This is a genomic window from Pseudomonas sp. MUP55 (genome assembly GCF_034043515.1).
Lineage (GTDB): Bacteria > Pseudomonadota > Gammaproteobacteria > Pseudomonadales > Pseudomonadaceae > Aquipseudomonas.
The window spans coordinates 1,559,760-1,572,083 of the sequence record NZ_CP138214.1; the positions used below are offsets into that span (position 1 = coordinate 1,559,760).

General features: G+C 61.7%; 9 protein-coding genes. 2 read left to right on the forward strand and 7 right to left on the reverse strand.

Annotated features, from left to right (window positions below; all coding sequences use genetic code 11):
- Positions 1 to 4: 4 nt before the first annotated feature.
- From SC318_RS06960 to SC318_RS06975, 4 genes are all read right to left on the reverse strand, one after another.
- Positions 5 to 1,702, reverse strand: coding sequence for a molecular chaperone HscC (locus SC318_RS06960; protein WP_320430173.1), 1,698 nt, complete (start codon positions 1,700 to 1,702; stop codon positions 5 to 7).
- Positions 1,703 to 1,844: 142 nt separating this feature from the next.
- Positions 1,845 to 3,302, reverse strand: coding sequence for an AdeC/AdeK/OprM family multidrug efflux complex outer membrane factor (gene adeC / locus SC318_RS06965; protein WP_320430174.1), 1,458 nt, complete (start codon positions 3,300 to 3,302; stop codon positions 1,845 to 1,847).
- Positions 3,299 to 6,460 carry an efflux RND transporter permease subunit gene (locus tag SC318_RS06970; protein WP_320430175.1) on the reverse strand — a complete coding sequence of 1,054 codons (3,162 nt, stop codon included), beginning with the start codon at positions 6,458 to 6,460 and terminating at the stop codon, positions 3,299 to 3,301. The genes adeC and SC318_RS06970 overlap by 4 nt, the downstream gene beginning before the upstream one ends.
- A gap of 3 nt (positions 6,461 to 6,463) precedes the next feature.
- A complete protein-coding gene (locus SC318_RS06975; RefSeq protein WP_320430176.1) occupies positions 6,464 to 7,609 on the reverse strand; it encodes an efflux RND transporter periplasmic adaptor subunit in 1,146 nt (381 codons plus the stop codon).
- 286 nt (positions 7,610 to 7,895) lie between these two features.
- Between SC318_RS06975 and SC318_RS06980 the strand changes: the two genes are divergently transcribed.
- Complete coding sequence (locus SC318_RS06980) at positions 7,896 to 8,528, forward strand: TetR family transcriptional regulator (RefSeq protein ID WP_306491982.1); 633 nt, start codon at positions 7,896 to 7,898, stop codon at positions 8,526 to 8,528.
- Between the two features lie 417 nt (positions 8,529 to 8,945).
- On the opposite strand, the gene SC318_RS06985 is transcribed toward SC318_RS06980, so the two are convergent.
- Genes SC318_RS06985 through SC318_RS06995 form a run of 3 tightly spaced genes read right to left on the reverse strand, consistent with a single transcriptional unit; the run spans position 8,946 to position 11,522 of the window.
- Positions 8,946 to 10,001, reverse strand: a complete 1,056-nt coding sequence (locus tag SC318_RS06985) for an alkene reductase (RefSeq protein ID WP_320430177.1) — start codon at positions 9,999 to 10,001, stop codon at positions 8,946 to 8,948.
- Positions 10,002 to 10,027: 26 nt separating this feature from the next.
- Complete coding sequence (locus tag SC318_RS06990; RefSeq protein ID WP_320430178.1) at positions 10,028 to 11,194, reverse strand: MFS transporter; 1,167 nt, start codon at positions 11,192 to 11,194, stop codon at positions 10,028 to 10,030.
- Positions 11,195 to 11,207: 13 nt separating this feature from the next.
- Complete coding sequence (locus SC318_RS06995; RefSeq protein WP_320430179.1) at positions 11,208 to 11,522, reverse strand: ArsR/SmtB family transcription factor; 315 nt, start codon at positions 11,520 to 11,522, stop codon at positions 11,208 to 11,210.
- A 154-nt stretch (positions 11,523 to 11,676) separates the two neighbouring features.
- Here SC318_RS06995 and SC318_RS07000 point away from each other — a divergent pair, with 154 nt between their 5' ends.
- Positions 11,677 to 12,261, forward strand: a complete 585-nt coding sequence (locus tag SC318_RS07000) for an acyl carrier protein phosphodiesterase (protein ID WP_320430180.1) — start codon at positions 11,677 to 11,679, stop codon at positions 12,259 to 12,261.
- Positions 12,262 to 12,324 lie beyond the last annotated feature (63 nt).

The window sequence follows — 12,324 nt, forward strand, 5'->3', positions numbered from 1 at the left end:
AGCCTCAGCGCCAGAACCCGTTATCGAGTTGCTCAAGTTGTCGGGTCAATTCGCTGCGGGCCTCGCGGATGCGGCGTTCGTCCTGGGTATCGAGCACTTGCTGGAACTGCGCGGCCCAGTGGCCCAACTGCTGGCGCACGTCGCCCAGGCTTTCCTGGTAGAGGCGTTCGAGGCGCGCGGTCAGCACCGTGTTGACCTGTTGGTCGCGCGGATGAATCTTCAACAGTGCCAGGGCTTGCAGGCGTTGCTGGATTTCCTGTGGGCTGAGCACGCCCGGGTTGTTCTCGATCACCAGCGAATGCTGCTCGCCCGTCAGCGGGATGCTGACCTGGGCTTCGAGCAGACCGTTGTTGTCGTAGGTGAAGCGCACGTCCAGCGAGACCTCGCCGGCCTTGCGCTTGGGGACCGGGATTTCCAGTTGGCCCAGCTCGATGTTGTCTTTCACCAGGCGGCTTTCACCCTGATAGATTTTCAGCAGCACGCGCGACTGGTCGTCGGAAAGGGTGACCACACTTTTAACCCGGCTCACCGGTACGCTGCTGTTGCGTTCGATCAGCGGCAGGTAATGACCGTTTTCGATGTGGCTGCCGTACTGGTTGGCGGTTTCGATACCCAGGGTGTAGGGGCATACGTCAGTCAACACGACTTCTTCCAGCGCCGCGGACCGGGCTTTGAGCGCGGCCTGAATCGCCGCGCCGTTGGCGACCACCTGGTCGGGATCCAGGCTGATGGACGGGAAGCGTCCGAACAGACTGGCGGCAAGTTTGCGCACCAGCGGCATGCGCGTGGTGCCGCCCACCAGCAGGATTTCATCGAGATCGCCGACACGAATTCGCGCATCGCGCAGCGCCCGTTCGATCGGTGCGCGCAGGCGTTCCAGCAGGGGCGTATAGAGCTTGGCCAGTTCCTGTTGGGTGATGGTTTTCACCCATTGCTGGCCGTCGACACGCAGGGTGAAGTCGGCGCTGTCGTCCTGGCCCAATGCCTTGCGCACGCGCTCGGCTTCGCGGCGCAGGGCCTGCAGCACGCTGCTGGTGGGCGGGAAACCCTGGGCGTTGCGCTGGCTGTCGACGAAGTGTTCCAGCAACAGCGTGTCGAAGTCTTCGCCGCCGAGGAAGTTGTCACCCGCGCTGGCGCGCACTTCCATCACCCCATCGAACAGCTCGATGATCGACACGTCGAACGTACCGCCGCCCAGGTCAAACACGAGGAACGACGTTTCCTTGTCACGCTGATGCAGGCCGTAGGCAAGGGCGGCGGCGGTGGGTTCGTTGATCAGTTTTTCAACCGTGAGCCCGGCCAGTTCACCGGCGATACGCGTGGCCTTGCGCTGGCCGTCGCTGAAATACGCGGGCACGCTGATCACGGCTTCGGTGACGGTATGCCCGTAGGTACGCTCGATGTCTTCCTTCAGGCTTTTGAGCACCAGCGCCGAGAGTTCTTCCGGGCGGAACGAGCGGTCGCCCAGACGCACTTCGGTGGCACTGCCCATATAGCGCTTGAACAGCGAGGTGGTCAGGTGCGGGTGGGTATGCAGGCGCTCTTTGGCAGCCTGGCCTACCAGGACACGGCCTTGATCATCCAGCCCGACCACACTGGGGGTCAGCAACTGGCCAAGGGCATTGGGCACCAATTCGGCGGCGTCACCGCGCCAGACGGCGGCCAGACTGTTGGTGGTCCCCAGGTCGATTCCTACGATCATTACGACAAGCTCCCTCTGTGGTCTGTAAGAATCTGTTACCAATTTTACCCTGAACGCTTCCAGAAAAAGCAAGCCGGCTTCCACGGTTCAAGGGCATAAAAAAACCGCTTCCGGTGAGGGAAGCGGTTTTCTTGTCGCGCTTTTAGAACAACTTAAGCGGCGGTGCTTCTTCTTTCACCGGCTCATTTTTAGCGGTCTGCTCGTTCCAGCCACCGCCGAGGGCCTTGTACAGGTTGACCTCGCTGGTCAGCTGCGCCAGGCGGTCGGTGATCAGCGATTGCTGGGCACTGAACAGTTGGCGCTGGGCGTCGAGGAAGGTCAGGTTGCTGTCCACACCGATGCGGTAGCGACGCTCGGCCAGGCGGTAGTAATCCTGGTTGGCGGCGACGAAGCCACGTTGTGCATCCAGTTGCTGCTTGTAGGTCGCCCGCGCGGCGAGGCCGTCGGAGACTTCCTGAAAGCCGGTCTGAATGGCCTTCTCGTAGTTGGCCACGTTGATCTCTTTCTGGATCTTCGAGTAGTCCAGGCTTGCGCGCAGGCTACCGGCGTTGAAGATCGGGATGTTGATCTGTGGCGCAAAGGACCAAGTGCCCGAGCCGCCCTTGAACAGGCCGCCCAGGTTCGGGCTGGCGGTACCGGCGCTGGCGGTCAGGCTGATGCTTGGGAAGAACGCCGCACGGGCCGCACCGATGTTGGCGTTGGCGGCCTTGAGGTTGTACTCGGCCTGGACGATGTCGGGACGACGTTGCAGCAGGTCCGACGGCAAGCCGGCCGGTACTTCGCTGAGCAGGTCGTCGGACAGTGGCTTGCTGGCGATGTTCGCCGGCAGGCCGGTGCCCAGCAGCAGGGTCAGGCTGTTCTCGTCCTGGGCCACCTGGCGCGTATAACGGGCAAGCTGCACACGGGCGTTTTCCACCGAAGTGCGCGCCTGGCTCAGGTCGAGGGCCGAGGCCACGCCGACTTCGTTGCTGCGCGAGGTGAGCTTGAAGCTCTGCTCGAACGCGCCGAGGGTGTCCTGGGTCAGCTTGAGCAGTTCCTTGTCGGCCTGCCAGGTCAGGTAGGCATTCGCCACGTTGGCCACCAGGCTGATCTGGGTGCTGCGTCGCGCTTCTTCGGTAGCGAAGTATTTCTGCAGCGCTTCTTCGCTCAGGCTGCGCACGCGGCCGAACAGGTCCAGTTCATAAGAACTGATCCCCAGGCCTGCCGAGTACTGGCTGGCGATGGTCGATTCGCCGGTTTGCGACAGTCGCGCCGGGGTACGGGAGCGGCTGCCGTTGCCGGTGGCCGAGACCGCCGGGAACAGGTCGGCCCGCTGGATCTGGTACTGCGCCGCGTAGGCATCGATGTTCAGAGCCGCGACGCGCAGGTCGCGGTTGTTCACCAGCGCGGTCTGGATCAGCTGTTGCAGGGCAGGGTCATGGAAAAACTGCTTCCAGCCTTGCTCGGCAGCGGCCTGGCCCGGCGCCTGGGCCGACGAATACGCCGGCCCCTGCGGGAACTGCGCTGCTACCGGCGCTTCGGGGCGCTGGTAGTCAGGGATCAGCGAGCAGCCACTGAGCACGAATGCGGTGACGGCTAAGGAAAGTAGCGACTTGCTCATTGGCCAGCCTCTTGAGGAGTTTGCTTGGTTTCAGTCTTTTTACGGTCGCCAATGGCGGACACGGTTGCAAAGAACAATGGCACCCAGAAGATCGCCAGCACCGTGGCCGTGATCATACCGCCGATTACGCCGGTACCGATGGCGTGCTGGCTGCCTGAACCTGCGCCCGAGGAGATCGCCAGCGGCAGTACGCCGAGGATGAACGCCATGGAGGTCATGATGATCGGGCGCAGACGCATGCGGGACGCCTCGATCGCGGCCTCGACGATGCCTTTGCCCTGTTCGTGGAGCTCTTTGGCGAACTCCACGATCAGGATGGCGTTTTTCGCCGCCAGACCCACCGTCACCAGCAGGCCCACCTGGAAGAACACGTCGTTGGACAGCCCGCGCATGCTGGTGGCGATCAACGCCCCCACCACACCCAGCGGCACGACCAGTACCACCGCAATCGGGATCGACCAGCTTTCGTACAGCGCCGCGAGGCACAGGAACACCACCAGCAGCGACAGGGCGTACAACGCCGGTGCCTGTGAGCCGGACAAGCGTTCTTCGTACGACAGGCCTGTCCAGGCATAGCCGATACCGGCCGGCAGTTGCTTGACCAGACGCTCTACTTCAGCCATTGCGTCACCGGTGCTGTAACCCGGTGCCGGGGTGCCGAGGATTTCCATCGCCGCCACACCGTTATAACGCGAGAGCTTTGGCGAACCGTAGATCCACTTGCCCGAGGCAATGGCCGACAACGGCACCATCTTCCCGGAGTCGCTGCGCACGTACCACTTGTTCAAGTCTTCCGGCGACATACGGCTGGCGGCTTCGCCCTGCACGTACACCTTCTTCACGCGACCACGGTCGATGAAGTCGTTGACGTAGCTGCCACCCAGGGCAATCGCCAGGGTCTGGTTGATGCTCGCCAGCGTAATGCCTTGGGCGCTGGCCTTCTCGTCGTCGACGGTGAGCTCATACTGCGGCTCATCGTTCACGCCGTTAGGACGCACACCGGCCAGGATCTTGCTTTGTGCCGCCATGCCCAGGAACTGGTTGCGCGCAGCCATCAGTTTGTCATGGCCGACACCACCCTGGTCCTGCAGGAACACGTCGAAACCGGTGGCGTTACCCAGTTCCAGTACGGACGGTGGCACGATGGCAAACACCATGGCGTCCTGGAAGGTCTGCATGAAATAGCCTTGGGCGCGCTTGGCAATCTCGAACACCGACGTGGAGGCATCACGCTCATCCCATGGCTTGAGCATTACGAACGCCAGGCCCGAGCTTTGACCACGACCGGCGAAGTTGAAGCCGTTCACGGTAAACACCGATTTCACGCCTTTGCCTTCGCCTGGCTCGCCTTCCTTGTCGTTGAGCAGGAAGATGCGCATGTCGTCGATGACTTTTTGCGTGCGCTCGGCCGTGGAACCGACCGGGGTCTGCACCTGGGCAAAGATCACGCCCTGGTCTTCATCGGGCAGGAACGCGGCGGGGATGCGCATGAACAGCCAGATCATGCCGGCGAAGATCAGCAGGTACACCAGGAACGCCGGGATCTTGTGCTTGATCATGTTGCCCACGCCGCGCTCGTAGCTCAGTACGCCACGGTCGAAGGTGCGGTTGAACCAGCCGAAGAAACCACGCTTGGGTTGACCGTGCTTTTCCGGGTCGATTGGCTTGAGCATGGTGGCGCACAGGGCCGGGGTGAAGATCAGGGCAACCAGTACCGACAGCGCCATGGCCGAAACGATGGTGATGGAGAACTGTTTGTAGATCACACCGGTGGAGCCGCCGAAGAACGCCATCGGCAGCAGTACCGCCGACAGTACCAGGGCAATACCCACCAGGGCGCCCTGGATCTGGCTCATGGACTTGACCGTCGCCTCTTTCGGCGACAAGTGCTCTTCGGCCATGACGCGCTCGACGTTTTCCACCACGACGATGGCGTCGTCCACCAGCAAGCCGATGGCCAGGATCATGCCGAACATGGTCAGGGTGTTAATGGTGAAACCGAACGCCGCGAGAATCCCGAAGGTACCCAGCAACACCACCGGCACCGTCATGGTGGTGATGATCGTGGCGCGGAAGTTCTGCAGGAACAGGAACATCACCAGGAACACCAGCACAATCGCTTCGACCAGGGTGTGGACAACACCTGAGATCGATTCGGTGACCACTGGCGTGGTGTCATACGGCACCACCGCCTTCATGCCTGGCGGGAAGAACGGTTCCAGCGAGGCGACGGTGGCACGGATGGCCTTGGCGGTGTCCAGGGCGTTGGCGCCGGAGGCCAGTTTGATCGCCATGCCGGAAGCCGGTTTGCCGTTGAACTGCGCGCTGATGCTGTAGGTCTGGCCGCCCAGCTCGATGCGAGCGACGTCCTTCAAGCGTACTTGCGAGCCGTCGGTGTTGACCTTCATCAGGATGTTGCCGAACTGCTCGGCGGTCTGCAGGCGGGTCTTGCCGATGATCGTGGCGTTCAGCTGGGTGCCGGGCAGGGCAGGCAAGCCGCCCAATTGACCGGTGGCCACCTGGACGTTCTGCGCCTGGATCGCGGTGCTCACATCCACCGGCGTCAGCTGGTAGTTGTTGAGCTTGGCCGGGTCGAGCCAGATACGCATGGCGTACTGCGAACCGAACACCTGGAAGTCACCGACACCCGCGGTACGCGAGATCGGGTCCTGGATGTTGGACACGATGTAGTTGGACAGGTCGTCCTTGGTCATGCTGCCGTCTTCCGACACCAGACCGATCACCATCAGGAAGTTCTTCACCGACTTGGTAACGCGGATACCCTGCTGCTGTACTTCCTGGGGCAGCAGTGGCGTTGCCAGGTTCAGCTTGTTCTGCACCTGCACCTGGGCGATGTCCGGGTTGGTACCCTGGTTGAACGTCACGGTGATGGTCATGCTGCCGTCGGAGTTACTGTCCGAGGAAACGTAACGCAGGTTGTCGATACCGTTGAGCTGCTGCTCGATGACCTGCACCACGGTGTCCTGCACGGTTTGTGCGGACGCGCCCGGGTAGGTCACCTGGATGTCGATGGCGGTTGGCGCGATGGCCGGGTATTGGTTGATGGGCAACTTCAGGATCGACAGTGCCCCGACCAGCATGATCACCAGGGCGATTACCCAGGCGAAAATGGGACGGTCGATAAAAAATTTCGACATGGATTACTCCCCTTTGCCAGCAGCGGCAGCAGGAGCGGCGGAACCGGCAGGCTTGGCGTTGTCTGCTTCCTTGACTTTGACCTCGGCACCCGGCTTGACGTACTGCAAGCCTTCGGTGATGACGCGGTCACCGGCGTTCAAGCCTTTTTCCACCAGCCAGTAGGCGCCGTAGGTACGGTTGGCCACCAGTTCACGCTGCTCGACCTTGTTGTCGGCATTGACGATCAGCGCCGTCGGGGTGCCTTTGAGGTCGCGTGTCACGCCTTGCTGCGGTGCCAGAATGGCTTTGCTGTTCACGCCGGCTTGCAGTTGGGCGTGCACGAACATGCCCGGCAGCAGGGTGTGGTCCGGGTTGGGGAACACGGCGCGCAGGGTGACCGAACCAGTGGTCTGGTCAACCGACACTTCGGAGAATTCCAGTTTGCCTTCCTGGCCGTAGTCACTGCCATCTTCCAGGGTCAGCTTGACCTTGGCGGCATTGGCGCCGGCTTTTTCCAGCTGACCGCTTTCCAGGTCGCGACGCAGTTTGAGCATTTCTGCCGAGGACTGGGTGACGTCGACGTAGATAGGGTCCAGTTGCTGGATCACGGCCATGGAGTCGGCCTGGCCGTTGCTGACCAGCGCGCCTTCGGTGACCGAAGAACGGCCGATACGCCCGGAGATCGGCGCGTACACCTTGGTGTAGCGCACGTTGATCTGGGCGGTTTGCACGTTTGCTTCGGCCGTCATGCGGTTGGCGACGGCGGTGTCGTATTCCTGACGGCTGACGGCCTGTTCATCGACCAGCTGCTTGTAGCGGTCGGTGATGGATTTGGTCTGGGTCAGGTTGGCTTGTGCGCTTTTGAGGGTCGCTTCATAGACCGACGGGTCGATCTGATAAAGCTGCTGGCCTTCCTTCACGTCCGCGCCTTCCTTGAACAGGCGCTTGAGAATGATGCCGTTGACCTGGGGGCGTACTTCCGCAATGCGGTAGGCCGTGGTGCGGCCCGGCAGCTCGGTGGTCAGGGTGAAGGCTTGCGGTTGAATGGTGACCACGCCGACCTGAGGGGTTTGAGCGGGCGGAGCCGCTTCTTCCTTTTTACATCCGCTGAGCAGCGATGCCAGGGCGACGGCAGTGACCAGAGCGGTAACAGCTGGCTTAAGTTGCATGAAGATCCTCGGGTCAGGCGCGCAGAGTGCGCACAAGAAGTGTGGAAGGGTAAAAACAAAGCTGCGAGTAGATAAGTAGCTTGCTACGCAATATACTTACGTTCATGGTTGTTTGTAAACTCTTGACAGGCAGGGCGGAATGTACACAAAGCACCCCCCAAAGCCTCGATTTTAGTACGTTCGGTGCCCATGACGGTGTCGTCCCACAATTATTCAGATGATCGTTCGCGTCTATTAACATTGCGTTAACGATAGTCCCAAGTGTTCTGATTGAGGTTTTACTGCCATGGTTCGTCGCACCAAAGAGGAAGCTCAGGAAACGCGCAGCCAGATTCTCCAAGCCGCCGAGCAAGCCTTCTATGACCGGGGCGTTGCGCGGACCACGCTGGCGGATATCGCCGCCCTGGCCGGCGTCACGCGCGGCGCCATCTATTGGCATTTCAGTAATAAGTCCGACTTGCTCCAGGCACTGCTCGATACGCTGCATGAGCCCCTGGACGAATTGGCCCGGGCCAGTGAAAGCGAGGATGAAGTCGACCCGTTGGGGTGCATGCGCAAGCTGCTGATTCATCTGTATCACCAAGTGGCCCTGGACCCGAAAACACGGCGCATCAACGAAATCCTGTTCCATAAGTGCGAGTTCACCGATGAAATGTGCGACATGCGCCGCCAACGCCAGGCCCACAGCCTGGAGTGCAATCTGCGCATCGGCCTGACGTTGCGCAATGCGGTGCATCGCGGCCAATTGCCGGAAAATCTCGATACCACCCGTGCAGCGGTGTGCATTCATGCCTACATCCACGGCCTGATCGGCCAGTGGCTATTGGTGCCTGACAGCTTTCAACTGCACCAGGACGCCGAGCGCTGGGTGGATGCCGGGCTGGACATGCTGCGCCTGAGCCCCAGCCTGCGCAATTGAGACAAAATGCGTAATTACGTCCGGTTGTGTCAACAGTAAAGCCTAAGGACGGTCAATCGTCCTTATGCCTGATTGAAGGGGTGACTTTATATACGGGCTGGCGGGCGGTTGATAGGTAGCGCCCTAAGTATTTTGTAGCGATTTTGTTGCGGTTCTGTGAAGCAATGTTTCCAAGACGCTACATGAGGCAAATATGTGGGAGGGGCAAGCCCTAATGCCAGTCAGTTAAGGCGAACACCAAACCTGTGGCGAGGGAGCTTGCTCCCGCTGGACTGCGCAGCAGGCCCATTGTTTGGGGCCGCTTCGCGGCCCGGCGGGAGCAAGCTCCCTCGCCACAGACGCTTCTCGCTTCTGCTGCTTCTTAACCGACTGGCATTAGGGCAAGCCCCCTCCCACATTGTTCCATGGTTCAGTCAGTCAGATCGGCAGCGTTGGGTAGTCGATATAGCCGACCGGTCCTTTACCGTAGAAAGTCTCCGGGTGCGCGTCGTTCAGTGGCGCATCGGCCTTCAAGCGTGCCGGCAGGTCCGGGTTGGCAATGAACGGTACGCCGAAGGCCACCGCATCGGCCTTGCCGGCGGCCAGCCAGGCGTTGGCGCTGTCTTTGGTGAAGCGTTCGTTGGCGATGTAGACGCCGCCGAAGGCTTTCTTCAGCTGTGGGCCGAGGCTGTCCGCGCCTTCTTTTTCACGGGAGCAGATAAAGGCGATGCCACGCTTGCCCAGTTCGCTGGCGACGTAGGTAAAGGTTTCCGCCAGGTTGTCGTCGCCCATGTCATGGGCGTCGGCACGCGGTGCCAGGTGCACGCCCACGCGGCCGGCGCCCCAGACTTCGATGGCGGCATCGGTCACTTCCAGCAGCAGGCGCGCACGGTTTTCCAGGGAGCCGCCGTACTGGTCGGTGCGCTGGTTGGTGCTGCTTTGCAGGAACTGGTCGAGCAGGTAGCCGTTGGCGCCGTGGATTTCCACGCCGTCAAAACCTGCGGCCTTGGCGTTTTCGGCGCCGGTGCGGTAAGCGTCGACGATGTCGGCGATTTCAGCGGTTTCCAGGGCGCGCGGGGTCGGGTAGTCGGCCAGTGGACGCACCAGGCTGACGTGGCCTTTGGGCTGGATCGCGCTCGGCGCCACCGGGGTTTCGCCGTTCAGGTACGACTCATGGGAAATACGGCCCACGTGCCACAGTTGCAGGAAGATCTTGCCGCCCGCGCCGTGGATCGCCTTGGTCACGTTGGCCCAGCCGCGAACCTGATCGTTGGACCAGATGCCCGGCGTGTCCGGGTAGCCCACGCCCATGGGCGTTACGGAGGTGGCTTCGCTGAGGATCAGCCCGGCGGACGCGCGCTGCACGTAGTACTCGGCCATCAGCGCATTGGGGACGCGACCGGCGTCAGCACGGCAGCGGGTCAGCGGCGCCATGATGATGCGGTTTTTCAGTTCCAGGTCGCCCAGTTTGATGGGATCGAAGATAGTCGTCATGGGAAAACACCTTTCTCTCAAGTTGATCAGTGAGTCGCGGGGGCCAGGTCGGCATCGCCGCTCTGACGGAAAGTAATCAGGGTTACCAGCAGGGCCAGTATCGCCAGGGCCGCGGCTGCCAGGGGCACGCGGGTCAAGCCGAAACCGTGGGCGATCACGCTGCCGCCAACCCAGGCGCCGAGGGCGTTGCCGATGTTGAAGGCGCCGATGTTCAGGGTGGACACCAGGTTTGGCGCGGCCTTGCCGAAGGTCACCACGTTGATCTGCAGCGCCGGCACGGCGGCGAACGAGGCGGTGGCCCACAGGAACAGGGTGATTTCAGTAGGGATCAGCGCGACGCTGGTCCAGGTCAGTACGCTGGAGACCACCGCCATGCTGGCAAACACGCCGATCAGGGTGGCGGCCAGGCGCTTGTCGGCCAGCTTGCCGCCGATGATGTTGCCCAGCGTCAGACCCAGGCCGATCAGCAGCAGGGTCCAGGTCACGCCTTTGGGCGACACGCCGGTGACGTCACCCAGCAACGGCGCGACGTAGGTGAAGAGGGTGAACATGGAGGCGGCGAACAAGGCGGTCATGCTCAGCGACAACCAGATGCCGGCGCCTTTGAGGGCGGCCAGTTCGGCGCGCATGTCGAGTTTTTCTTCGTCGTGCTTGGCCGGCAGGAAGCGGATCAGGCCGATCAAGGCGATCACGCCGATGACCGTCACCGCCCAGAAGGTCGAGCGCCAGCCGGCGTGCTGGCCGAGCGCGGTACCCAGCGGTACGCCCAGCACGTTGGCCAGGGTCAAACCGGTGAACATCAACGCCACCGCCGACGCACGTTTGTTGGCGGGCACCAGGTTGGCGGCCACCACTGAACCAATCCCGAAGAACGCACCGTGGCAAAGCGCGGTGACCACACGGGCGAACATCAACACGTTGTAGTCGCTGGCCATCGCGCAGAGCAGGTTGCCGACGATGAAGATACCCATCAACGCTACCAGGGCGGCCTTGCGCGGCAGCCGGGCGGTGGCCAGGGCCATGAACGGCGCGCCGATGGCCACGCCCAGGGCGTAGCCGGTCACCAGCCAGCCGGCGCCGGGAATCGACACCCCCAGGTCTGCCGCCACATCGGGCAGCAGACCCATGATGACGAACTCGGTGGTGCCGATGGCGAAGGCGCTCAGGGCCAGGATGAGTAGCGAGAGGGGCATTTAGGTTTCCTTGTTACAGCGAGGGTGCGCTGAGTTCGGTGGTGAGCGCCGTCAGGAAGGCTTGGATCACCTCCTCATTGCGCCGGAAAAAGTGCCACTGCCCGGCTTTCTGGCTGGTGATCAGGCCCGCTCGTTGCAATGTGGCCAGGTGCGCCGACACGGTCGACTGGGACAAGCCGCAGCGCTGGTCGATCTGCCCGGCGCAGATGCCGTATTCGTGGTTGTGCAGTTGCTCGGGAAATTGCACTTTCGGGTCTTTCAGCCAGGTGAGGATGTCTCGTCGTACTGGGTGCGCCAGGGCTTTTATTATTTCGTCGAGGTCGGACATGGCAGGTGCTCGGTGGCGTAAAACGTTATATCGCGATGAGGCGAACTTTAAATCGTTATATCCCGATATACCAATATGATTTTGCGCTGAGGTCAGGCGAATTGGGTATATCGGGTTATAACGATACGTGGTCGGCAGTGGTAGACTGCGCGCCATGAATTATCTCGCACATCTGCACCTGGGCGGCCAACTTCCTGCGCAACTGCTGGGTAGCCTGTATGGCGACTTCGTCAAAGGTCGCTTGCAGGGCCAGTTCAGCCCGCAAATCGAATCGGCGATTCAGTTGCATCGCTCGATTGACTGCTTCACCGACAGCCACCCGCTGGTGGGGGAGGCGTTGTCGCGCTTCAGCCTGACCCGCAGGCGCTATGCGGGGATTGTTCTGGATGTGTTTTTCGATCATTGCCTGGCGCGGGATTGGGCGCTGTATGCCGACCAGCCGCTGGAGCACTTCACCTCGCAGGTGTACCGCGTGCTTGCCGCCGAGCCGCAGTTGCCGGGGCGGCTGGCGCAGATTGCACCGTGGATGGCAGCGGATGACTGGCTGGGCTCGTACCGTGAGTTCGAGGTGATGGGGCAGGTGTTGCGGGGGATCTCGCGGCGGCTGACGCAGCCTGAGGCGCTGGGGTTTGCGATGCAGGAATTGCGTGAGCTGTATGAGCCGCTGAGCCAGGACTTCCTTGAGTTCTACCCACAGCTACAGGCATTTGCACAAGACCAACTGAATACTCAGAACTAAATGTGGGAGGGGGCTTGCCCCCGATAGCAGTGGCTCAGTCAACCTATGCAGTGACTGGCATAC

Excerpts from the sequence above, each read along its gene's own strand:
- SC318_RS06960 (WP_320430173.1), bottom strand. The coding sequence starts at position 1,702 with ATGATCGTAGGAATCGACCTGGGGACCACCAACAGTCTGGCCGCCGTC.
- adeC (WP_320430174.1), bottom strand. The coding sequence starts at position 3,302 with ATGAGCAAGTCGCTACTTTCCTTAGCCGTCACCGCATTCGTGCTCAGT.
- SC318_RS06970 (WP_320430175.1), bottom strand. The coding sequence starts at position 6,460 with ATGTCGAAATTTTTTATCGACCGTCCCATTTTCGCCTGGGTAATCGCC.
- SC318_RS06975 (WP_320430176.1), bottom strand. The coding sequence starts at position 7,609 with ATGCAACTTAAGCCAGCTGTTACCGCTCTGGTCACTGCCGTCGCCCTG.
- SC318_RS06980 (WP_306491982.1), top strand. The coding sequence starts at position 7,896 with ATGGTTCGTCGCACCAAAGAGGAAGCTCAGGAAACGCGCAGCCAGATT.
- SC318_RS06985 (WP_320430177.1), bottom strand. The coding sequence starts at position 10,001 with ATGACGACTATCTTCGATCCCATCAAACTGGGCGACCTGGAACTGAAA.
- SC318_RS06990 (WP_320430178.1), bottom strand. The coding sequence starts at position 11,194 with ATGCCCCTCTCGCTACTCATCCTGGCCCTGAGCGCCTTCGCCATCGGC.
- SC318_RS06995 (WP_320430179.1), bottom strand. The coding sequence starts at position 11,522 with ATGTCCGACCTCGACGAAATAATAAAAGCCCTGGCGCACCCAGTACGA.
- SC318_RS07000 (WP_320430180.1), top strand. The coding sequence starts at position 11,677 with ATGAATTATCTCGCACATCTGCACCTGGGCGGCCAACTTCCTGCGCAA.